The sequence below is a fragment of the Stenotrophomonas sp. 63632_Sma genome (assembly GCF_056482875.1).
On record NZ_CM151220.1, the window covers coordinates 1,594,712 to 1,617,627 of the forward strand.

Genomic DNA, 22,916 nt, shown 5'->3' on the forward strand with positions numbered 1-22,916 from the left:
AATGCCAGGGAGAGGAACTTGACCGATCTATTCACGACAAAGCCCAAGCCTCCCTTGGCCGAACTCCTGCGGCCCAAGACGCTGGATGAATTCGTCGGGCAACGGCACTTGCTCGGCCCCGGCAAGCCGCTTCGTCTCGCGTTCGAGGCGGGCAAGTTGCACTCGTTCATCCTCTGGGGGCCGCCAGGCGTGGGCAAGACCACCTTGGGGCGCCTGGCCGCCAGTGCGACCGACAGCCGATTCATCGCCATCTCGGCCGTGCTTGCCGGGGTGAAGGACATCCGGCAAGCCATCGACGAGGCCCAGGCAGAACTGGACAACCATGGTCGATCGACGGTGCTTTTCGTCGATGAGATCCACCGCTTCAACAAGGCGCAGCAGGATGCCCTACTGCCCCATGTCGAGTCGGGGCTCCTGACCCTGGTGGGGGGGACGACCGAGCATCCGGGGCTGGCGGTCAATTCCGCTCTGCTCTCGCGCGCGCAGGTCTATACCCTCGAACCGCTGTCCGGCGACGAACTGAACCAGCTCTACGAACGCGCACTGCCGCATCTCCAGGGCGTCACGTTGGACGCGGACGCGCTGGATCTGCTCAAGGGCTTTGCCGATGGCGATGGCAGGCGCTTCCTCAATCTGCTTGAGCAGGTGACGAATGCTGCGTCGGGCGCTGGCAAGACCGTGGTCGATGGCGAGTTCGCCAGGCTGTCCACCAGTCCATCGCTGCGCAGGTTCGACAAGGGCGGCGACGAGTTCTACTGGCAGCTCTCAGCCTTCCACAAGTCGCTACGGGGCTCCGACCCTGATGCGGCCCTGTATTGGCTGGCCCGCATCCTCGACGGTAGCGGCGACGTCAGCCAGGTGACCCGCCGCATGGTGGTAGTGGCCAGCGAAGACATCGGCAATGCCGACCCGCAGGCGCTGCAACTGGCGCTCAATGCCGCGCTGGCTTATGAGAGGCTGGGTTCCCCCGAAGGCGAAATACCGATTGCCCACGCAGCGACCTACCTTGCTGCCGCCCCCAAGTCGAACGCTGCCTATGCCGCCTGGAACAAGGCGAAGGCCTTCGTCAAGAACAGCGGCTCCCTGCCTGTGCCTCTCCATCTTCGCAATGCGCCGACGAAGCTGATGCAGCAGATGGGGTATCACGAAGGCTACCGCTACGCCCATGACGAGCCCAACGGCTATGCCGCTGGGCAAAGCTACTTTCCCGAGGGCGTGGCGCGGCCGGGCTGGTATCAGCCAACGGACAGAGGTGTTGAGCGCAGGCTGGGAGAAAGGCTTACTTGGCTGCGCTCGCTGGATGATGGGACGCTGCCAGAGGCGGACGCCTGACCGGTCGCCTCCGAAACCGGCTCATCGCGACTTCACGAACTACAGGAACAGGATAAGAACATGTCAGCCACTTCTTTCGGTGCATCCTCGGCGAATATCAGCCGGGGACGCGTTGCCCGCTATCTGCGCACGGAGTCTGGTGCTGCGGTGCTGCTGGTGATCGTCACGGTCGTGGCGCTGGCGTGGGCGAACTCGCCGCTATCCGATGCCTATTTCGCGTTGTGGCACCTGGACGTCGGGTTTGACTTCGGGCCGCTGGGCCTGCACATGGATCTGCATCACTGGGTCAACGACGGCCTGATGGTGGTCTTCTTCTTCCTGATCGGCCTGGAGGTGCGTCAGGAGTTTGCCCACGGATCGCTCAGGGACCGCAGCCGTGCCCGTCTCGCTCTGATCGCGGGTGTCGCAGGTGTCGTGCTTCCCGCGCTGGTGTATGTCCTGATCGTGGGGCTGGCCGGAAGTGAGGGCCTGCACGGGTGGGGGGCGGTGGTCGGCACCGATACGGCATTCATGCTGGGCACCCTGGCGATCGTCGGCCCGCGGCTATCCGGTCAGTTGCGCGTGTTCCTGCTCACCCTGACCGTGGTCGATGACTTCCTCGCCGTGTCCATCATCGGCATCGTCTATAGCGAGGAGATTCGGATCGTCCCGTTGTTGATCGCCCTCGCCAGTCTCGTTGCGTTGTGGTGGCTAGGGCGCACCCGCCAGTGGCGGGCAATGCCGTATGTGCTGATCGTGATCGTGCTGTGGCTCGCAACCGTGTACTCCGGCATCCATGCCTCTCTCGCCGGGATGGCCGCGGGGCTGCTGATCCCCGCCTACGCGACGCAACGTCACAAGGTCGTCGCGGCAAAACAACTGTTCCGCGACTTCTGGCAGTCTCCGAGTGCCGCATCGGCCCGCGCGGTGGACTGCGGGCTGTCCCGGGGTATCTCGGTGAACGAGCGATTGCACGAGTTCCTGCGGCTGCCGACGGCGCTGCTGATCGTGCCGGTGTTCGCCTTGGCGAACGCCGGAGTGGACGTGCGTGGCGGGCTGCTCGCCGAGGCCTTCGGCTCGCCAGTCACGTGGGGCGTCATCGCAGGGCTCGTGCTCGGCAAGCTCCTGGGCATCGGGCTCATCACTCTCGTCGCCGTCCGTCTCGGCCTGGGCCGGCTGCCCGAGGGCGTCGGGGTGGGGAGCGTGTTCGGTGGTGCGGCACTGTCCGGGATCGGGTTCACCGTGTCGCTGCTGATCATCGGGCTCGCGTTCGGCACGACCTCCGACCTGGGCCGCCAGGCGACGGTCGGCGTGCTCGTGTCGATGGTGTTCGCCACGTTGCTCGGGTGGCTGATCTTCAAGGTCGCCGCCCAGCGGTGGGGTGAGAAGACCGCTGACCTGCCGATGGTGCTTGAGCCACCGGTCGATCCGGAGATCGATCACATCCGCGGGCCGGAGGACGCCCAGCTCACACTCGTCGAGTACGTGGACTTCGAGTGCGCGTACTGTGCGCACGCCACCGGTTCGTGGGACGATCTGCGCGCCCACTTCGGGGACGACCTGCGGTATGTGGTGCGCCATCTGCCGCACCACCCGCACGGGCCGATTGCCGCGCGGGCGTCCGAGGCAGCGGCGAACCAGGGGATGTTCTGGCCGTGGCTGGACTTCGTGTTCACCCGTCAGCATGCGCTGGAGCGCGAGCATCTGATCGGCTACGCCGCCGAGCTTGGGCTCGACGTCGAACGGTTCATCGCGGATCTCGACAGCACCGCGGTGATCGAGCGTGTCGAGCGCGACCTCGCCAGTGCGGTCGCCAGCGGTGCGCACGCCACGCCGACGTTCTTCGTCGAGGGTCGTCGTCTGCGCGGCAGCTACGACGCCCGCACTGTCACCGCGGCGCTCGAAGCCAGTCGCCGCGGCCCCCGAACTCAGGAAGTCCCGTCCTGAGCGGGACGAACTACAGGATAAAAACATGCCAAACAATTCTTTCGGTGAATCCTCTTGTACGGCTGCGGCCAGCGGCATGGTGGAAGTGCGCGGCGCGCGCGAGAACAACCTCAAAGAGGTGGACGTTTCCATCCCGCGTAACGCGCTGGTGGTGTTCTCCGGCGTTTCCGGCTCCGGCAAGTCCTCGCTGGCCTTCGGCACCATCTACGCCGAGGCGCAGCGGCGCTACTTCGAGTCGGTGGCCCCCTATGCGCGGCGCCTGATCGACCAGGCCGGCGTGCCGGACGTCGATGCGATCGACGGCCTGCCGCCGGCGGTGGCGTTGCAACAGCAGCGGGGCTCCAGCAACGCGCGTTCCTCCGTGGGCAGTGTGACCACCCTGTCCAGCCTGGTGCGGATGATGTATTCGCGCGCCGGCGCCTACCCAGCCAACCAGCCGATGCTGTACGCCGAGGATTTTTCGCCCAACACGCCGCAGGGAGCGTGCCCGACCTGCCACGGCCTGGGCCATGTGTACGAGGTGACCGAGGCCATCATGGTGCCCGATCCCTCCCTGAGCATCCGCGAGCGGGCGATCGCCTCCTGGCCCCCCGCCTGGCAAGGCCAGAACCTGCGCGACATCCTGGTCAGCATGGGCTACGACGTTGACCGACCGTGGAAGGACCTGCCGAAGAAGGATCGCGACTGGATTCTGTTCACCGAGGAAACACCGACAGTGCCGGTGTACGCCGGCTTCACGCCCGCCGAAACTCGCGTCGCGCTCAAGCGCAAGATGGAGCCGAGCTACATGGGCACCTTCACCGGCGCCCGGCGGTATGTGCTGCACACCTTTGCCAATACCCAAAGCGCACTGATGAGAAAGCGCGTGTCCCGGTTCATGGAGGGCAAGCCGTGCCCCACCTGCCACGGCAAGCGGCTCAAGCCCGAGGCGCTGTCGGTCACTTTCGCCGGCGTGGACATCGGCGCGTTCATGCAGATGCCGCTGGACCAGTTGGCTGCCTTGCTCGAACCCATTGCCCAGGGCGATTTCCGCGCCCATGCAGCGGGGGAGGCTACGGACAAGGAAGCGACCCGACGCGACCGTGCCGAACGCGCGGCCTCCGGCCGTGCCGTCCATGCGGTATCGCCCGACGTGCGCCGCACCTCCGCGCTGTCGGAAGAAAAGCGCCTCGCCGCGCAGCGCCTGGCCGGCGGTGTGATGGCGCGCCTGCGTCAACTGCGTGGGCTGGGCCTGGGTTACCTGACGCTGGACCGGGCCACGCCGACGCTTTCGGCCGGCGAGTTGCAGCGCCTGCGGCTGGCCACGCAATTGAGTTCCCTGCTGTTCGGTGTTGTGTACGTGCTCGACGAGCCCTCGGCGGGGTTGCACCCCTCCGACAGCCAGGCGCTGTACGACGCGCTCGACCGGCTGCGTGACGCCGGCAACTCGGTGTTCGTGGTCGAGCACGACCTGGACCTGATGCGCCGCGCGCAATGGCTGGTGGATGTGGGGCCGGATGCCGGGGAGCGTGGCGGCCGCGTGCTCTACAGCGGCGAGCCGGACGGCCTGCGCAAGATTGCCGAATCGCGCACCGCCCGCTATCTGTTCGACGAAATCGCCGCGCCGGGAAGCCGGGCACGCGAAGCGACCGGCTGGCTGGAGCTTCAGGGCATTCATCGTCACAACCTGCATGGCGTGGACGCACGCATTCCGCTGGGCGTGCTGACGGCCGTCACCGGCATCTCCGGCTCGGGCAAGTCCAGCCTCGTCGCGCAGGCGCTGCCGGAGCTGGTGCTACTGCACTTGGGCCACGAGCCCGAGGACGACGCGGCCGAAAGCGCCACCAGCGAAGGGCCGGCAGTGATCGAAGCGACTGGCGGTCATCTGGCGGGCGACGTGGACGCCATACAGCGCCTGGTGCAGGTGGACCAGAAGCCGATCGGGCGCACGCCCCGGTCCAACCTGGCCACCTACACCGGCCTGTTCGACCACGTGCGCAAGCTGTTCGCCGCCACGCCCGATGCGCGACGCCGCCGCTATGACGCCGGGCGCTTCTCGTTCAACGTGGCTAAGGGGCGTTGCGAGACCTGCGAGGGCGAGGGCTTCGTCAGTGTGGAGTTGCTGTTCATGCCCAGCGTGTACGCCCCGTGTCCGACGTGCCATGGCGCACGCTACAACGAGGCCACGCTGAAGGTGCGATGGAACGGGCGCAACATCGCCGAGGTGCTGCAGATGACCGTGGACGAAGCCAGCGAATTCTTTGCGGGTGAAGACGCCGTGGCCCGGCCCCTGCAATTGCTGCGCGATATCGGATTGGGCTATCTGCGCCTGGGGCAACCGGCCACGGAACTTTCCGGTGGCGAGGCGCAGCGCATCAAGCTGGCGACCGAGCTTCAGCGCAGCCAGCGCGGCCGAAGCCTGTACGTGCTCGACGAGCCAACCACCGGGCTGCATGCATCGGATGCCGACCGGCTGCTGGTGCAGTTGCAGCGCCTGGTCGATGCCGGCAACACCGTGGTGATGATCGAGCACGATATGCGCGCGGTGGCTCAGGCCGATTGGGTGATCGACGTGGGGCCTGGTGCAGGCGCTGCCGGCGGCAGCATCGTGGTGGCGGGCTCCCCTCAGCAGGTGGCCCGAACGTCTGGCAGCCGAACCGCTCCGTTCCTTGCGCAGGAGTTGGCGCGGGCCGAGTAGCTCAGTTCGCCAAATGTTGCCAGCTTTCGCGGGGTATTGATCGTCGCCAAACGACGGTGGCGATCAATGCCCGAATCGCGTCATCCTTCCTGAGTCAGAGCAAGATAGGGATTGTTGGGCGGTATTTCGGGGAATGCCAAGGACCCATCTTCAAGGAGGTAGCCATGCAGTCGGCGGGACTTCCTCGGGCCCGTGACCTCACAGGTCCAAATGTTCAGGCCATTGGGGTGCTTGCGATGTAGCTGCAGCTTCTCGAAGCGCTTCTGCACCCACTGCCAATCCTGTTGATTCTCCTGCTTGGCGAGCGCGGCCACTTCGGGATGCTCCTGCGCATAGCGTTGGAACACACCCGGGCTGACCAGGTAGGCCGTGTCATTCACCGTATGCACGAGCGCCTTCGCGTCATTGATGATGAGCCGTCGTGAGGTGATTCCCTGCTTCAGCCAAACCATGAACTGTTCCGCGGATGGCTTCGTTGCCGATGACCCAGGCGTAGGCGCGGGTACAGGTGATGGAATGGACGTCGCGGCTGTTGCTGGCGCGGGAGGGTGGAGGAACTCTTCGGCATCCTGACCAACGCCGGCCGACTCACCCAAGCCCACCATCGCGAGCAAGTCCTCCATGACGTCGGGCACGGGCTGGGCCGCGGGCGGTGAAACGATGGTGGTGCTGTCGTCCTCCCAAATTGGAGGCTCTTGACCTCCCTGCGCTGGGTTCACCGAGACGGTTGGCGCGGGAGCCGACATGCTGGCGTCGTTTTCCGCGGGCGTCGCGTCGATCTCTACCGTGCCTGCGAAAGGTGCTGGTCGCTCGCCAGACTCCCAGATCAGCGCGGGAGCGAGACGCAACAGGGTGAACGAATGGGACCAGCCGGTCGTGCTGGTGACGGTCGCGCGCCAGACCGCTTTGCCGTCCGAGGTGGGCTGGAGCATGCCGTGGTCCTGCAGTACGTTGAACACGGCGGTGTTGTTCGCAGGAATGCCATCGATCCCCTGAGACAGGAGGTGTGCGCGCAGTTTGTCCGAGACCGTCTTGCTCACCAGCCACAAACCATCCTCGGTGAGCCAGCCATCGGAGGCTTCCGGCTGGTTCAGCTTCAACTGTTCCTTGAGCAGGTAGCGCAACCCGTCCAGCAGCTTGCGTTGCAGTGCGTGCTTGGGCGCGGCCATGGCGCGCGCCGGATCGCCGCCCAGCTCCTGGGCCACCGACGCCCGGTCTGCTTGCACGACGAGTTCCCCTAGTACACCGGCATGTTCGTACTGACCGGCCAGCACATAGAGCAGCGGTGCCCAGAGAGCCGGATAGTCGCTGAGCCAGTCCAGGACGTGGCGGTCGAGCAGTTGGCGATAGAGCAAGCCTGTTGCAGCGCTGTGCAGGCGGTATTCGCGGTCGTCACGGTAGCGAAATCGGTACGCCTGGTGCAGCGGGCCATGCCACGGATGCCAAGTACTGCCGTCGGCCAGTTCGACGTGTAGATCGACGGCGATCTTGCCAATATCGTGGAGCAGCGCAGCATAGGCGACGGCGGCGGTCCAGGCTTCGGACTGCGCCGCCTGGTCTTCGGGACTGGCACCGATGGGCAGCAGATGGGACTGCCGCAGTTTCAGGCTGTAGGCCACGATCTCCAGGCCGTGGTCGAGCATGCCGCCCGGATAGGCATGGTGATGCGCCTCGGAGGCCGGAAAGGCTTGGACCAGTTCGGCGTAGCGTTCCAGGGGCGTGCGGTACAGGGTGGCGAATTGCCGGTGTGAGAGCGACGTGCGCTGCCAGATGTGCTCCAGCAGCTTCTGCCGGCGTGGGGTGGCCAGCAGCGATGCGGCCGACTCAGGACGCAGCAGCCCTTTCGGGAGGTCGGTGACGGGTGGTGGCGTCGGTGCGGCAGCGACCGGGGGCCGTTTTCGCTGGAACAGGGAGAGCATGTGAGGTGTCCTAATGACGGGCCGACCGGGAGGCCTTTTGGCCTTTTCGAGGTAGGGCCTTTCCCCTTGCACCCCATTCCCTTGCCATTTCGACCCTTTGGCCTTTAACCGTTTCGGTATAGCGGGGCCTGGACCGCGGCTCCACCGTCAATGTGGAACCCGCTCGAATGCATTGGACGGCGACCAGGCGCTGGCCTCGGTCTATGCTGCGAAGGCGCTGCTTCCGCCGGGTACGTTGCTCTCTAGGCGTCAAAGTTGACAAACGCGACAAAGGCGACTAGAGTGAAGCCTGTCTCAAACCTACTCGGGAGATGACCATGCCCACTGCCATTGAATTCATTGCCGACCGTCTGCCGCGCGTCACGGTGGAAGATGTACGCCGCTTCGCGGATACCGTCGAAATCCGGGATGCCACGGCTTTCGCGGCCGAGTTGCAGGCGTTCGTCCACGAGCGCGTGGAAGCGGTGACACTGCCCGCCAACTTGCAGGGGGAGACCGTTGGGCAGGCCCTTGCACGCAAGGCGGCCGCGCTGCGCGCCGACACGCGCTGGGCACCGAATGAAACCGACGTCCAGCGAGGCCGTGCCGTGCTGCTGGAAACCTTCAACCAGCCGCACAACCTGCCGCCCGCGGAGTTCGCCAAGCTGGCGGACAAGTCGCGCCAGCAGATCTACAAGGACATCCTCGCGCGTCGGCTGCTGGCGCTGAACGTGGGGCCACGCGGTCAGAAGCTGCCCGACTGGCAGCTCGACCCGGTGAAACAGCAGTTGACCCAAACCGTGCTTCAGGAGGTCGAGGGTATCGATCACTGGACGATCTACCGCGCACTGTCCGAACCGCTCGAAGGCTTGGGCGGTCGCTCGCCGGTGGATGCGGTGACGCATGGCACGATCGACGACGTGGCCGAGGCCGTGTTCAACGTGCTGGGCGTTCAGGTGCATTGAAGCGAGACTGCCATGAGCCACGAGCTGCCTTCGTTCCTGATCGATGCCGGTGAACTGCTCCAGCATGTGAGCCGCGTCGTCTATCGGGGCAGCCCGCTGTACTATGGTCGCAGCAGCACCAATCGCTACGACGACCCTGCCCGAACCTACGGCGTGCTCTACCTGGGGCGCGACCTGCCCACGGCGCTGATGGAGTCGGTGTTTCACAAGCATCAGTGGCTTGATGACGCGAAGCGCTCGATCGCATTGAAAGAAGTCCAGGGCAGGATGGTGCGCGCCGTAGGGGTGATGGCCGACGTGCTTCTGGCCGATCTCACGGCACCAGGCGTCATGGCGGGCTACTTTGGCCTGAACCTGGAGCAGTTGGCCAGCCGTGGCTACACGCACACGCAGCAGGTGTCCGCTCATGTGCATGCGATGGTCGGCGACGACGGCCAACCTCTGTTTGACGGGGTACTCTATCCGTCGCGCAACAACTATCCCGCCAAGAGCATCGCCCTGTTCGAGCGTGCGGAAACGAAGGTCAGCGTCATCGAGGACATCGATCTGGTTGACCATGTGGACTGGCCGCGTTTCGTTGCCACCTACCGCATCGGCGTGGAACCCGACCCCGGCCCGATAGAACCGGATGACGAAGCGTCCTGAAGCAGCGAGAAGACACATTGGAAGCCCGAAACGGAATGAAGTGGAGCACACTGGAATAGGCATTCCTCAGTAGCAGGAGACGACCATGAACACCACAACCCGCACCAGCACCGCAGAACGTATCGGCCGCGCCTTTGGCCGTGGATGGCGTGCCTATGCGCGTGGCGAACGGCGGGTATCGAATTGGTTGGTGGCCACAGGGGTGCCTTCGGTTGGTGTCACAGTGCTGCTGTGGGCGGTCAAGCTGGCTGTGCTGGGCGCGCTGCTCTACGCCGCCTTCTGGTTCGCACTCGTGTTGCTGGGAGTCGTGGTGGCGGGATGGGCGGCGGCTGCCAATACCTCGGAAGAAGACGAGTGGCCGTTCACCGACCTCACCGAACTGCGCAAGACACCCGGCTACGATCCCAATCTGTACAACGATACGTCGCACGAGTTGTACACCGACGACTGATCGGCACCGCGCTACTTCAGCTTACCTCCGGTAAGGGCCCCAGCGCCCTTACCGCCTGCTTGGCCGGCGCTCTTGCTGCCATCTGAAAGCCCCTGGATGACGTGCCCGGCCCGAATCCCAACCCAGGTAAGGCTCGCAAGCCAAAAGCCCGGCAAGACCAGGAACATCGTGCCCATGACGAACATCAGGAGCAGGTCGCCAAAGGCATTATTCAGCCCCACCAGTGGATCGAAGTTAGTGTGTGGCCGGTTCCAGCCGAAGCCCCACCCATAGAGCGCATCGAGGATGGTGCTGTCGATCCAGCGTGCGAGTTGGAACCAGAAATCGGTGAAGAACAGCGCGAACTGCACGACGCTGACGGTGACGACCGTCTTCAGGTCATAGGTTCCGACGACCAGTACGAGCGGGATGCAGATGACCAGTGCCATCTTGAGCAAGGCAAGCACCATGGGCAGCGCCTGGCGCACCACGTCCATGGCGGGAAATGCGGCAAGTGCCCCGACCGCCATTCCTACATCCCCCGTGGCCCGCGTCACGATGTTCGGCAGGGTCTTGTCGATCTGGCCGCCGTAGTCGGTATAGACCGAACCCTGGTTGAGCTTCTGCTGTCGCGGTGACGCGATGGTACGGACCACCGAATCGTCCACCTCGGTACGGCTCAGGAACCCGGCCCAGCCCGCCAAGCGATTCAACAGGCTGGGGTCCACCTGGCTCAGCAGCCGTGCCCGCAGGCCGTTGCTGCCATCGGCCCACCACTGCCTGCAGGTCGGGTAACCGCCGCCACTGGCCACCTGCGCAAGCCCTGCGTCGCGGGTGTCGTCATAGGGCCATGACTCGCGCGCCGTGCTGGAACGGTAGCTGTCGTAGTAGCCGCCGGTATCCGTGAAAAACCTCGAACCGATCCAGGTCACGTCGTTCATTTGAGCTTCGTCCAGCTCCGGCCGCGCCATGAACAATTTAGCGCGTGCAGGTCCGTAGCAGTCGTGTGTGAAATCGGCCACTTCCTGAGCCAGAACTGGGTCGTTGATGCGGGTAGCGTCGATCTCCATGCGCATCTGTCGTAGGTCTGTCCCGCACGGAATTGCCGCCACCGAGGCGCTGGTGACGGCGCGCGAGAGCGCGTGCATGAAGGCCCACCAGACCGGCACCTTGGCACTCTGGTTGTTGATGGTGCTGAAGGACTGGGACCAGCCGGTATCCGTGGGCTGCGGCACGTTGACCTGGCACTGGGCCGAGCGCGAGCTGTCGTACTGAATGGTGTTGAGATCCACGTCGATGAAGGGGATGCCGGCGAACATCACCACTACGATGGCGACGAACACCCGGTTCTCGATGCGTGCGGCCGAGAGCACGCCCTTGTTGCCTTCGTCGGCACCCTCCGCACGGGCCTTGAGCCATTCCTGCACGATGATCGTCACGAAGGGCAGTGCGAATACCCCGCTGGATACCAGTACCGCCCAGATGCCGTTGTTGACGATCCAGGACACCAGGGTCAGGTAGTACTCCAGGTAGTCGGTCGTGAAAAGCGTCATGGCTCGGCCCTCCCCTCAACCCTGCATCAACAGGCTGGCTTCAAGCGCCACGATGGCAACGACGCCGGCGATCTCGCTGCGCACCAGGCGGCGCCGCGCTTGCGCGTCGTCCTCACGCGCAAGCAGCCGGCGACGCATCCAGACCCAGCCGTAGGCCGTCGCGCCATACAGGCACAGCCGCCAGACCAGGAAGTAGCCCGCTGCTGCCGCCAGCCAACGCTCCCAGCCCGCGACGCTTCCGACGAGGTAGATGCCAACGATGTTGGCGCTCACGGCGACGGCCGCGAGTACCACCGTCCACAGCAGCGCCTTCGCTGCGCGCCGGCTGAACAGCCAGCGCGGGCGCAGCCAGGTCGCACGCATCAGGCTCATGGCCGGCCTCCCGGATTGCCCTTCTGCAACTGATCGAGGCGGTCAGGCACTGGATCGCCTTCGTAGATGCCACGCGAGCCCGCCGCGCGCGTGCCGTGGCGCTGGATGATCGCCATGGGCGAGTTGTTCGCCAGCTCCCGGCGCAGCTCCAGCTCGGTCTTGAGGTTGCGAATCTCGCGATCGAGCGTGTCGCTCTCGTGGTTCACCGCCTCCACGGCGAGCTGGTTGGCCGCCACGTTGGGTTCCTTCTTGCCGGTCAGCAGAGTGCGTTGCAGCAGTAGCGCCTTCTCCAGCACCGACGCCAGCGCAACCTCGGACGCCAGGCGCTGCGACAGGAGGTGCTGATCCGGCTCGTCGCGCAGTGCCTCGACCACGCCGCGCGTGATGGGCAGCGACGCACTGCCGGCCTCCCGCAGGTTTTCGGGCGTCGTGTTCTTCGCCTTGGATACCAGGTCTTGGAGCGCCTGCAGCTTGGCGTCGTACTCCTCCTGGATCAGGGGCGTCAGCCCGACGCCGGGCACCGTCTCCGTCTTGGTGCAGGCGTCGCAGGTGCGCTGCTCCTTCTCGCCGAGCACCCGTGTTGCCCACTCGATGGCCGCCTGCGGCGTGGTCCAGGTTTGGCACGACAGGCTCGTGCAACTGGCCGGAGCGATTGCCGACGTGTCGGTCACCCCGCGGCCATTGACCAGGTTGTAGCCCGCGCGGGTGACGTCACCGACCACCTTGATCGCGGGCTGACCGGAGCCGCCGGCATTGCTTCCCCCGACCCAGGGCACGCCATCGTTGCCACGGCGCGTCTCGGCCTGCTCGATGGCCGAGACGGCATCCGTGCTCGACACTGCATCACGCAACGCCATGCCTTCGGCCATCTGGCTCCAGCCGAGTTGGCCGCCCGCCGTTTCGGCCATCTTTTCGGCCATGGCGCGGCACGTCAGCTTCGAGCGGTCGAAATCCAGCCGCGCTTGCAGAACGCCGTTGGTGAGCAGGTTGTAGAGGCCTGGATCTGCCCGCTGGATGATCAACGCCGGCAGGGACGCCACAGCACTCGTAGCACTCTGGATCACCGAGGACATGATCTGCTGAAAGCCATTGGTGACACCGTTGAGTTGATTCTTCAACGTGGTCTGGATGCTCATGTCGCCGCAGATCAGATTGCTGTTCCAGCCGACACCCACGCCGAGCGAGCGCATGCCGGCTGCGCGACCCATCGAAACGGCGCTGCCGCCGCCGATGGAATACATGACGTCATCGCCGATGACGTTGCCGCTGGTCTGGTAGCCCAGTTGGCCCCAGGCCACGCCGCTTGCCAGAACCAACGCGCCGGTAAGCGCCAAACAGATCCTCTTGCCACGAGCCGGTGGGGAGAACTGCATAGATTCGGAACGCTTCATCGCGACACCTCAAAGGAAATCAACGCTGCCAAGGAACACCTGTCCACGGCGTTCGCAGCAGGCATACGGCCGCCACAGCGCCCAGGCGTAGTCGCCTTGCTGGGCCTGGGTCAGGAAGCCGGTGCGTGGGAAAACCGTGCAGGACGAGGACAGGACGGGCGTGAGTTCCTGCCACTTGCCAGTCGAGGCATCACCCTCCATCAGCGCGCCGGCGGGCCAGTAGCCATCGCGGGCATTGGCAAGCAGCGGCTGGTACACGTGCAACTGCCCGCGGCGCGTGACGACATCGCCCGCACGCTGGGCCACCACGGCTCCCGATTTGTGGTCGTCGGTCTGGTGTAGGAAGCCGCCGCGGGGATACACGTTGCCCCAAAGGTTCATCGTGGTGCGTGCGCCGACCTCGCGCATGCCGGGAATCAATGCCTCCGGGTAGGCCATCTCGGGCACGTTGTAGCGCCAGGCAAGCGTGTCCAAGGTGCTGAGCAGATACGGCATGAATGCCGTTCCCGCGCCCTCGCAGAAGTAGCCCGAGGACGAAACAAACTGGTTGAACACCTCGACGCCGGGATGGCCGATCACGTCGGCGTTCTTGAATTTCGCGAGATTGTTTTCGTGATCCTCGTTCGTCGTTCCATCGCCGCCCGCTTGGGCGGACGGGTTGGCCGTACTCATCGCCCGGACTTCGACCCACGGGTTCTCGCCCGTGTTGCTGTAGCTGGAGACGACCGCATCGGGAATGTAGTGGCGCACCTTGACAGAGGTGCGCACCGTGCAGCCTCCCCAGGTGCAGTAGAGCCAGTAGCAGATACCCACCACCCGGTACTCCAAGCAATCGGGCGAGGCCACCGAGGCAACGATGGCGGTGGTGTTCAAGGCGTAGCTACCCGTGGCGCTGAGCAGCAGCAAGGAAGCCACGCCAGCCCGCATGCGGCGCATAAGGTCGAATGGCCGCTTCATGGCTGGGCCCTCCGACGCTGCTCAATGCGCGCGACGGCGCGCGCCACATCCGGCTCGCCATAGACCACGTAGCGCTGATCCACCACGACAGCCGGGATGCTGGTGATGCCCAGGCTCCATGCGTCGGTGACGCCTTGGTATGCGGAAGCGATGCGGCGCTGTAGGTCGGCGCCGCCTTGGTTCAGCCGACGCTTGACGGTGGCCGCCGCCTGTTCGGGGGCGGCGGGCAGTTCAGCAGAAAGCTCCGCTTCAATCCGGCGGGCTTCGTCCAGCTCGATCAGCCGCTCGCCGCCCATGGTCTTGACCGGGTGGTGGCTGTCGGTGACGACCAATACGTCGGCCGCGAAGATGACGGGGCTGAACACGGCCAGGGACGCCGGCAGCGCCACAACCAGGCCAAGGGTTCGCCAGCCCGACGCGAACGTGGAAAAGGATGCCGGCATGTCGCGTGCCCCGAAAGTTGATCAGGGCCATAGTCAAACGCGAACCTCATGCCACCCCAACAAACAATGCGCATCGCGGGCTGCCCGCATACCTGCTTGTCCCGCGCCAATAAAAAAACGGAGGCCGAAGCCTCCGCGAGGATCAATGAAGCAATGCGACCGTTACAGCAGGCCGGACTCCGCAAAGGAGAACGGGGAACCCTGGCCGACGATGATGTGGTCCAGTACCCGCACATCGATGAGCGCCAGCGCGGCCTGCAGTTGCTGGGTCAGCATGCGATCCGCGCTCGACGGTTCGGAGATGCCCGAGGGGTGCTGGTGGGCGAAGACCACCGCGGCGGCATTCAGCTCCAGCACACGCTGTACGACGACACGTGGATAGACCGAAGTCGCGTTGATCGTGCCCTTGAACAGCGGCTCGTAGGCCAGCACCTGGTTCATGCTGTTCAGGAACACAGCGGCGAATATCTCGTTGGGCTCAGCGACCAGTTTCAGGCGCAGGTAGTCCCGCACAGCGGCCGGTCGGCTGAGGCACGGTCCAGCTTTGAAAACCCGCCTCTCCAGCAGCACGATGGCTTGCTGGATGATCCAGTCCTCGTGTTGGGCAGCGGTGGCGGAAAGCGACTCCAGGCAGGAGTCGTTGACGACGAAAGACATGGCGAACCTCCAGACGGTGAGATCGGAGGGCGCGCGCCCTGGGAGGGCAAGCCCTCCTGGGGAACGAACAAGGTGCATCCATCACCGCGGCAGCGGTGATCGTTCGCGACCAGGATGCGAGGCGAACGGGTTGCGGTCAGCGCAGCGGACTGCGCCGTAGCCATGAAGACCGGGGCTACCTGGGCATGTCGCCGACGACGTCGGCAGGCATTTCGGATGGGGGTGTGCCGGTCGGACCATCAGCCGCCAGCATGTCCATGGCAGACAACAAGGCGTCGCCCTCGATCGGTCCCTGCAGCAGGATGGCCTGGCCCGTCTGGCGATCGAGCAGGCGCAGTGATGGAGTGGCGGTTACGCCGCTCTTGGTGGCTTCCGCAGCCTGGGCGCGGATAGCCGCACTGGGTCTTTCGCTTGACATGCACTGCTCGATGGCTGGCGTCGATTCGGGGTAGCGCAAGCCATCCGGCAAGCCCTGGCCGTCGCTGCGCGTGTGGGCATAGACCCATTCGACCGCCTGCCAGAACGCGGCATGCCCGCCAGATTCGGCTGCGCATTCGGCCAGACGTGCCTCGGCCGACGCAGCCGGCTCGTGCGCGGCCAGCGGCTGGTGGTGCCATTGCAGCGCCACGTCGGCGTTGGTGCCCACCCACCGCTTGAGCTGCGGGAAATACTCCCGGCAGAACGGGCACTCCAGGTCAGCATAGAGCGTCAGCGTGAAACGGCCTTTGGGGTTGCCCATTAGCCAGGGCGGCCCGGCCACCGGTGCCATGCTGACCGGCGTGGGCGGCTGCGGCGGGGATTCGCCGGGCGACCTCGACACAAGCCAGATCAGCAGCAGCGCGACCAGCACAGCAGCCAATGCCCAGGGCCAGCGGGGCCGCCCGTTGCGGCGGCGGAACGCCTGGACCTGCATCGGAATGGAAGGACGTTTCTGTTCCATGGCGTTCTCCGTCTTACGACAGTTCCAGGGCCGGCGACTCGATGCCGCGCGCCTGGTCGATCTTCTCGGCCACCTTGAAGGCCGCTTCCAGTTCGGTGCAGCCGTAGTGCTGCATGAGCTGGTAGCGCTCGGCCTTCTCTTCGGGTTCGGTCTGCGCCAACGCCAAGTACAGGCTGGGCGGCACGGCGCGGAACAGCACTTCCATGCTCTTGGAGAGGATGACGCCCTCGGTGAATTTCCCCGCCTCCTTGCGCGCAGAAAGCATCAGCGCTTTCTGCGCGGGTGAGAGTTCGCGGAAGCGTGCGATCTTCTCGACCTCATCGGGCGGCATCGACAGGCAGATCCACCACTCAATCATGTTGAGCATGGGCTCCGCGGCACGCGGCAGATCGTCGATATTTTGTGTAGCCAGCCAGAACCAGGCCCCTAGCTTGCGCCACATTTTTGTAATTTTTACGACGTAGGGCGCGAGTAGCGGGTTCTTCGTGATGATGTGGCCTTCGTCGGTCACATTGATGATCGGACGGCCCAGGTACTGGTCGCGCTCGGCGATGTTGTTCACCGTGCTGATCAGGCTGATGTAGGCGATGGAGAGCTGCGCGTTGTAGCCCTCCCGAGCATAGGTCGCGAGATCCACCAGCGTGATGTCGGCCTCGGGCCACGGCGTGCCATCGCGATCGAACATCTCGCCGTCCGTGCCTTGGCAGAACATGTCCATCGCGTCCGCCATCTCCAGCAGCCGCACGCGCCGCATCTCGGGCAGCGTCGGGTCCTGGCCGCGCGTGCGCAGCGCGTTGCGCACGTCGCGCGTGAGCACCGTGCGTTTCTCGGCCACGCAGTGCTCGGCGGCATCGAGGATGCACTGGCGGATCAGCGAGCGATCGGCCCGCGTCATCCGAGCTTCTTCCTTGTCCTCGCCGCCTGTGATCATCAGCCGTGCCGTGATCTCCAGTTCACCCAGCACGTCGCGCTGCTCGTCCTCCTCCATGACCGAGGAATCGGCTGGCAATTCTTCATCCAGTGCATCGGCATCAAGCGTCTGCACGTTGCTGGGCGTTTCGATCAGCCGGCGAGCGTCGGCGAACGGCGCCAGGCTGATGCCTGAGCCAGGAGCCAGCTTGACTCGGTTTACGGTCAGACCCAGGCGCTTGGCGAAGTCGCTGAACAAACCGAAGCTGTTGCCGGCTTCCACGATGAACAGCCGCGGCCGGTAGATGGCCGTGACCTGATTCAAGAGGTTGTTGAGCGTTGCGCTCTTGCCCGAGCCGGTGGGGCCGAATAGGAACAGATGGGCGTTCATCTGCCTGTCCAAGCGGTTCAGCGGATCAAACGTGATCGGCCCGCCACCGCGGTTGAAGAACGTGTTGCCCGGATGGCCCGTACCCTGGCTGCGACCCCACGCCGGCGAGAGATTCGCCACATGCTGGGCGAACATCAGTTGGGTGAACCAGTTCCGCCGATCCTGCGCAGGGTTGTAGCAGCACGGTAGCCAGCGCAGGTAGCTGTTGAGCGGCGCGACTTCATCGTCCTCGCGCACGGGCTGCAACCCCGCGTTGAGCATCACGTTGGCGAGGTCCAGGCCGCGCCTGTCAAGCTCGGCTTCGTCGCGTCCGCGCAGATAGAAGGCCAGCGTGCCGCGGTAGAGCTTGTGCGCGCTGCCGATGAGCGAGCGCGCCTCCTGCACATCCTTGAGCGTCTGCTCCGATGCCAGTGTTTCGCCGACAGCCTTCTTAGCCAGGTGATTCAGGTGCGATTCGAGGATGTCCTGGGGCGTCGCCACCATGGTCAGACACATCGTGGTGTCTTCGGGCATCTGATCGAAAAGCGTGTTGATCGCATCCCCCTTGCGGGTTTCGCCAGTCAGGTGTCCCGTACCGGGCGGCATGCGTAGTCGGTCGGTGACCAGCACACGGTGCGGCATGCCGTCGAAGTACCAGGTGCCGTGCCCGGCATCGGAGCGAGGCTGACCGAAGAACAGCCGTTGGCTGAAATCCCGACCACTCGCCAGCTCGATCTCGCCTTCCTCCACCTCGTCGGGATAGCGGGCCAGCGCATAGAAGCGCTCTCGATCCTCAGCGCTTGGCCCGAGCATCGTGGGGCGTGGGTTGAACCACCGCAGCAACCAGTCGTGAACATCGGCCGCGACCATGCGCCGGGCTTGGATGCCGGCGTTCGCCAGGCCGCCGCAAAGGCGATCGCAGACGATGTTCAGCATTTGCTCGGGTGTCTGGCCACGGCGGTTCGCCTGACCGGTGGCCCGGCGATAGACCACCATGCGCACGCGCCGCGTCTGGCCGCGCCAGCGCAACCGCGTGACCACCGTGTCCTCGAACAGGCCGCCGGGCTTGGCCACCGCGCGCAGGTGGTGGCCGAAGAAGCGAAGATAGAACTCGGTGAAGGCCGTGCCGCGAGCGCGCGGCTGCACGTAGTTGCGCAGGGTCTGCATGTACTGGTCGAAGCTGGGTTCGTCCTGGGCGTAGAGCTGGAGCACCCAGGGGTTCTCGTCCAGCTCATCGAACGAATCCTGGAGCGCGTTTTCGAGCGCGTCGCGGGCATGCGCGAGCCAGCCAGGCTCCCGACCTTCGGTGCCCAGCGGGACCAGCTCGTAGAAGGCTGCGACCGATTGCCCGTCCTCCAGCAGCATGGACTTCGACGGCGGCAGGAACTCCACCCACGGCAGCAGCTCCGCGAACGACTGCGCGACGTCGTACAGCGCCTGCTCGTCCGCCACGGTCGCCGGCTTGCGGCCCTGGATCGTCGCTCCGGGTTCGGCGATGCCGGCCTGGCGCAACGCCTCGACGTGGCGCTGCCAGCCGTCCGGCTGCTCGTCATTGCCACCATCGGATGCAGCCAGCTTCGGCCAAGGGAGTTTCCAGCGCATCAGTAGTCCTCCACGCGCTCGCCCGGCATGGCGTACTGCACGCGCTGGTACAGGGGGAAGACTGTCGTGTAGCCCGGAACCGGCACGGGGTCGGTACCCGCCAGGTGCGGGTACACATACATGACAAGGTCGGGGTTCGGCAGGCGGTGGAACTGGCGATAGACCTCGTTTCGCGCCGTGCGCGTGTAGCGCATCTGTTCGGCGGGTGCGGCCTCCACGTCGGCCTCGGTCAGCGGCCGGCGCAGGCTCTGGCGTGCATCGAGCAATTGCCTGCGCGCCACCTGGCCGGCGCCACCGCTGCCGTCGCCGGCGTTCTGCTGCCAGATGTCCATCATCGTGCTATCGCCGTGCGGGAGCAGCTTTTCCTTGCTGGTGGCACAGCCGCCGAGCACCGCGACGGCGAGGGCCAGCGCCAGGCCCTTATTCAAGTTCGAGAGCATGGCTTTCTCCTGCGCGGTGATCGACCTTGCGGCCTTCGGGATCGAAGTCGATGGCAAGCGGCTTTTCGAGGTGGACGGCGACCTTCGCGCCGGGCTGGACATAGACGGCGGCGAAGGCCTGGCCGTATAGCTTGTTCACCCAGTCGGCCATGTCGCGCACGCCACCGGCCAGGATGCGGCCCACGGCTTCATTGCCCGAGATGCCGACGCTGCCGATGGAGCCGTCGGCGCCGACGTAGGACATCTGGCCGCTGTCGCTGTCGATCAGCGAGGCGACGCCGGCACCGGCGGCGGTAATCAGGGCTTGCGAGCCAAGGTACTGCTGGGCGTTGCTGCGACGCTCCCCGCTGACGCAGGGAATGCCGTATGGGTCGCTGATCCAGCCCAGGCCTCCACTTTGAGAGTTCTGCTGCTGGTTGTTCTGCTGGTTGCCGTCGCGGTCTTCGGGGATGGTGCGGATCGTGCCGTCGTGGAAGACGAAGGTGATGCTGCGTACCTGGCCGCGCACGCACGAGAGCGTCCAGTCGCCCGATGCGGTGCCGCTGAACACGGCACCGGCCACGTCGGGAATGTCGATGCCATTGGCGGTCAGGTTGTCCGATCCGACCAACACCTTGAAGGGGTACGGATCGTTGACGGTTCCGTCGATCGGCACGCGGCCGATCAGCGCCGTCATCGCCACCGACCCCATCAGCGTCGAATTGGTCGGTACGGTATAGACCGCCTTGGCGCTCTTCACGCCTGCGGCGCGTGCGCCTGCGTTCGCCACGGTTTCCGCCGTGGTTTCCAACGTGCTCTGTGCGGGGCCGAAGCTCGTCGGGAAGCTCATGCCGCTACCCGTGCCACGACTGCTGTTGCGCCCCTCGACTTTCCTCGCATCGTCGGGTTCGACCCAGCGCACGCCGCCTTCCATGCCGGCCTCGTCGCCGTCACGCAGCCCCAGACCCACCGGCAGGTCGGCATGGCCGCCGCCACGTCCCCCGATACTGTCCAGGCGCCGTTGCAGGTCGGCAAGCAGCCCTTCGGTCTGCTGGCGCGCGCTGGCTGCCTGCTCTTGGTCGCGACGTAGGTTAGTGCGCTCGGAGTCGAGGGCCGAATTGATGCGCTGGTCAATGGAGTTCTCGCGCTGGCGCAGTCGCTGGTTTTCTTCGCGCTGGGATTTGTTGTCCGAGAGCGCGGTCTGAAGCTCGGTGCGCAACTGCTTCACTTGAGCAACGAGCGTCGCCACGGTGTCGCGCGGGGTATCGCCCTCGATGCCCAGCGCCTTCATTTCCGCTGGAGTGAGCTTGGCGCCGGCATCCGCGGTCGGTGGTGCCGAAGTGCTGCCACCCGAGAACAGCCGGATGGCGACGAACAGCACCAGCACGGCAACCGGGATCATCAGCCACTTCAGGAGTCCATTACTGCGCATGGCGGACCTCCTTGCGGTCGGTGCCATCCTGGGAACTGGCTTCCGGTTGTGGGAGATGCACGGCCGGGTCGAAGCGGTTGACCGCTGGTAGCAGCGATTGCGCCAGGCCACGCCCGCGCGTCACCAGGTACAGGACGGTCGTGTCCTCGGGCGTCCCGCGGGGACCAAGCGCCTCGTGTTGGAAGGTGGCGGTGAGGAAATCGCCTTGCAGCACGCGCGGGTCCAGGGTGATCCAGCCGCTGCTGCTGTTGGTCAGGCGCACGGCGGTCACCCACTGGTCTTCCAGACGCCACGACGCGAGCGCGACCGCGCGCACGGGCAGCGTCGGCATCAGCGTGCCGAGGTCGAGGTCACGGCGCAGGTTCACCCGCATGACGCTCGGCAGCGGCTCCACGGTGCGTAGCGGCGCGTAGAGGTTCTGTGCGGCGAAGCGCGTCAGGACAACCGGCACCGGGGTCTCGCGTCGCGCCGCTCGCGCGCCGGCCTGGTCCTGGGCGCGCGCCGGAGCTTCGTTGTCATCGCCGGGCTGATCGCCATAGCGCGCCGGGGTGCTGTTGCCCTCGACGATGCGCACTGGTTCCAGCTCGGCTTCCCCGTCCTTGGCTGGCTCCGCCGCAATGTCCAGCAGGATCAGCGCGCCCGTGTCGGCGTCCTGCAATTGCAGCCGCGTGGGTTCGATCGGCTCGCTGGCGCGCAGGTACACCGCACCGCCCGCGCTCTGCACCCGCAGGCGCTCGCCGACGCCCGCGGGCACGCCCACGCGGACGTTGCGGTCGATAAACACGACGCGCTCCTGGCCGACCTTCAGCGGCAACGCCAGCGGCATGCGTTCCCAGCGCAGGATCTCCACCGCCTGGACAGCGGGAGCCGCGGCCACTGCCAACAGCCCCAGCAACGTGAGTACAGGATGCTTCATGGGATTTCTCCTTGAGGCGCTTGCGGAGACAGGCCGCCAGACGCCGGGCGCGTCGGCTCCGGCGTGCTGATGCGCTGGGGCGCGCCCTCATAGCAGTCGAGCGCCAGGCCGAACGGGTTGCGGGCAGGATCGACGTCCACCCGCGTGACCTTCACGGGATAGCGCACCAGAGCGCGCTTGACTTGCTCGGCGCCGTAGTACTCGTCGGCGGTGATGTCCAGCGTCACTACCCAGTCGCGGTCGGAAACCACGCGCACGCGGGCCGTGGGGTCGTCGCCGTAGCCGCGGCCGGGGATTTCGTAGATACCGCGCACGCGCTGGCGCAGCTCGCCCGTGCTGCGGCGGTAGTCGTAGTCCGCGCGCAGGAAGGCCTGGCAGGACGGGGTGAGGTACGGCGAGAGCGTGTGGAGGTTGCGCGCGTAGTCCTCTTCGCCATTCGTCGGCCAGCGGTTGAGCGTCTGGAACACGTAGAACGTGAACGCATAGACCGATTCGGGCGGCACTTCCCACCACTTCCTGGTACTGCCGGAGCGCAGGTCAGGCGGAACGTGGATGGTCAGATCGCGCGGAGCGCTCCACCAGCCGCCACCCATGACCAGGGCGACGATGATCAGGGCACCAGTCCCCAGGCGAAGCGTCTTGATGTGCGCCTGCAGGTGGGTGATCTCGTTCTTGAAGCGGCTCATCGCGCGCTCCTTCGGGTGGTCCAGAAGCCGGAACGTGAGATCAGCACATGGCCGCCCACCCAACCCGCCATCAGTGGATGACGTGTCGCAATGCGCCATTGCAGTTGCCGATACAGCCAGGTGTCGGGACGCCCGCGCTTGAGGCGGCGGAGAATGCCGCCGCCGATAAACACGCCCAAGGCCACGCCCAGGACGACGAACGTGGGAGCTAGCGCGATCGTGCGGAACACCCACGACAGCGGCGCGCCGACCAGCAGGCCGGCGCCGCCGGACAAGCCGCAGCAGATCCACAGCTCGTCGGCGGTGAGGCCGCGCACGACAACGGGATGGCGGTTGAGCCGGTGCGGAAGGAACGTCACGGTCCCATCCGCACGGACGTGCTGCTGCTCGGACATA

20 protein-coding genes are annotated in these 22,916 nt (G+C 65.6%); 6 read left to right on the forward strand and 14 right to left on the reverse strand.

Annotated elements, in window-relative coordinates:
- The first annotated feature begins 18 nt into the window (after positions 1-18).
- From ACZK45_RS07330 to ACZK45_RS07340, 3 genes are read left to right on the forward strand one after another with little or no spacing between them, the layout of a single operon-like run.
- Positions 19-1,332, forward strand: coding sequence for a replication-associated recombination protein A (locus ACZK45_RS07330; protein ID WP_023093418.1), 1,314 nt, complete (start codon positions 19-21; stop codon positions 1,330-1,332).
- Positions 1,333-1,392: 60 nt separating this feature from the next.
- A complete protein-coding gene (gene nhaA, locus ACZK45_RS07335) occupies positions 1,393-3,258 on the forward strand; it encodes a Na+/H+ antiporter NhaA (protein WP_023093419.1) in 1,866 nt (621 codons plus the stop codon).
- 25 nt (positions 3,259-3,283) lie between these two features.
- Positions 3,284-5,935 carry an excinuclease ABC subunit UvrA gene (locus ACZK45_RS07340; RefSeq protein WP_023093420.1) on the forward strand — a complete coding sequence of 884 codons (2,652 nt, stop codon included), beginning with the start codon at positions 3,284-3,286 and terminating at the stop codon, positions 5,933-5,935.
- Positions 5,936-6,015: 80 nt separating this feature from the next.
- Here ACZK45_RS07340 and mobH read toward each other — a convergent pair whose 3' ends face one another.
- Positions 6,016-7,854 (reverse strand): MobH family relaxase, encoded by a 1,839-nt coding sequence (mobH, locus tag ACZK45_RS07345; protein ID WP_023093421.1) that lies wholly within the window; start codon positions 7,852-7,854, stop codon positions 6,016-6,018.
- 317 nt (positions 7,855-8,171) lie between these two features.
- Here mobH and ACZK45_RS07350 point away from each other — a divergent pair, with 317 nt between their 5' ends.
- The 3 genes from ACZK45_RS07350 (at position 8,172) to ACZK45_RS07360 (ending at position 9,894) form a co-directional block, all read left to right on the forward strand.
- Entirely contained in the window at positions 8,172-8,798 is a 627-nt protein-coding gene (locus ACZK45_RS07350; RefSeq protein ID WP_023093422.1) for a hypothetical protein, read from the forward strand.
- A gap of 12 nt (positions 8,799-8,810) precedes the next feature.
- Positions 8,811-9,443 carry an RES family NAD+ phosphorylase gene (locus ACZK45_RS07355; RefSeq protein WP_023093423.1) on the forward strand — a complete coding sequence of 211 codons (633 nt, stop codon included), beginning with the start codon at positions 8,811-8,813 and terminating at the stop codon, positions 9,441-9,443.
- An 85-nt stretch (positions 9,444-9,528) separates the two neighbouring features.
- A complete protein-coding gene (locus ACZK45_RS07360) occupies positions 9,529-9,894 on the forward strand; it encodes a DUF3742 family protein (RefSeq protein ID WP_023093424.1) in 366 nt (121 codons plus the stop codon).
- A gap of 11 nt (positions 9,895-9,905) precedes the next feature.
- Here ACZK45_RS07360 and ACZK45_RS07365 read toward each other — a convergent pair whose 3' ends face one another.
- The 13 genes from ACZK45_RS07365 to ACZK45_RS07425 form a co-directional block, all read right to left on the reverse strand.
- Positions 9,906-11,426, reverse strand: a complete 1,521-nt coding sequence (locus ACZK45_RS07365) for a conjugal transfer protein TraG N-terminal domain-containing protein (protein WP_023093425.1) — start codon at positions 11,424-11,426, stop codon at positions 9,906-9,908.
- A gap of 15 nt (positions 11,427-11,441) precedes the next feature.
- The gene (locus ACZK45_RS07370; protein WP_086247884.1) at positions 11,442-11,789 is read right to left on the reverse strand and encodes a hypothetical protein; all 348 of its coding nucleotides are present in this window, start codon (positions 11,787-11,789) and stop codon (positions 11,442-11,444) included.
- 5 nt (positions 11,790-11,794) lie between these two features.
- Positions 11,795-13,189 carry an integrating conjugative element protein gene (locus ACZK45_RS07375; protein WP_023093427.1) on the reverse strand — a complete coding sequence of 465 codons (1,395 nt, stop codon included), beginning with the start codon at positions 13,187-13,189 and terminating at the stop codon, positions 11,795-11,797.
- Between the two features lie 9 nt (positions 13,190-13,198).
- Positions 13,199-14,146 (reverse strand): TIGR03756 family integrating conjugative element protein, encoded by a 948-nt coding sequence (locus ACZK45_RS07380; protein ID WP_023093428.1) that lies wholly within the window; start codon positions 14,144-14,146, stop codon positions 13,199-13,201.
- On the reverse strand, positions 14,143-14,589 hold the full coding sequence (locus ACZK45_RS07385) for a TIGR03757 family integrating conjugative element protein (protein ID WP_023093429.1): 447 nt from the start codon (positions 14,587-14,589) through the stop codon (positions 14,143-14,145). The genes ACZK45_RS07380 and ACZK45_RS07385 overlap by 4 nt, the downstream gene beginning before the upstream one ends.
- Positions 14,590-14,751: 162 nt before the next feature.
- Complete coding sequence (locus tag ACZK45_RS07390) at positions 14,752-15,246, reverse strand: JAB domain-containing protein (RefSeq protein WP_023093430.1); 495 nt, start codon at positions 15,244-15,246, stop codon at positions 14,752-14,754.
- Positions 15,247-15,421: 175 nt separating this feature from the next.
- Positions 15,422-16,186 carry a DsbA family protein gene (locus ACZK45_RS07395; protein ID WP_023093431.1) on the reverse strand — a complete coding sequence of 255 codons (765 nt, stop codon included), beginning with the start codon at positions 16,184-16,186 and terminating at the stop codon, positions 15,422-15,424.
- Between the two features lie 13 nt (positions 16,187-16,199).
- The gene (locus ACZK45_RS07400) at positions 16,200-19,067 is read right to left on the reverse strand and encodes a conjugative transfer ATPase (RefSeq protein WP_023093432.1); all 2,868 of its coding nucleotides are present in this window, start codon (positions 19,065-19,067) and stop codon (positions 16,200-16,202) included.
- A complete protein-coding gene (locus tag ACZK45_RS07405; protein WP_009459662.1) occupies positions 19,067-19,507 on the reverse strand; it encodes a TIGR03751 family conjugal transfer lipoprotein in 441 nt (146 codons plus the stop codon). Before ACZK45_RS07405 ends, ACZK45_RS07400 begins: the two co-directional genes overlap by 1 nt.
- Positions 19,488-20,918 (reverse strand): TIGR03752 family integrating conjugative element protein, encoded by a 1,431-nt coding sequence (locus tag ACZK45_RS07410; RefSeq protein ID WP_023657222.1) that lies wholly within the window; start codon positions 20,916-20,918, stop codon positions 19,488-19,490. Before ACZK45_RS07410 ends, ACZK45_RS07405 begins: the two co-directional genes overlap by 20 nt.
- Positions 20,908-21,834, reverse strand: a complete 927-nt coding sequence (locus ACZK45_RS07415; RefSeq protein WP_023093434.1) for a TIGR03749 family integrating conjugative element protein — start codon at positions 21,832-21,834, stop codon at positions 20,908-20,910. Before ACZK45_RS07415 ends, ACZK45_RS07410 begins: the two co-directional genes overlap by 11 nt.
- Positions 21,831-22,520 (reverse strand): PFL_4703 family integrating conjugative element protein, encoded by a 690-nt coding sequence (locus tag ACZK45_RS07420; protein WP_023093435.1) that lies wholly within the window; start codon positions 22,518-22,520, stop codon positions 21,831-21,833. The genes ACZK45_RS07415 and ACZK45_RS07420 overlap by 4 nt, the downstream gene beginning before the upstream one ends.
- Positions 22,517-22,915, reverse strand: coding sequence for a TIGR03750 family conjugal transfer protein (locus ACZK45_RS07425; RefSeq protein ID WP_023093436.1), 399 nt, complete (start codon positions 22,913-22,915; stop codon positions 22,517-22,519). The genes ACZK45_RS07420 and ACZK45_RS07425 overlap by 4 nt, the downstream gene beginning before the upstream one ends.
- Position 22,916 lies beyond the last annotated feature (1 nt).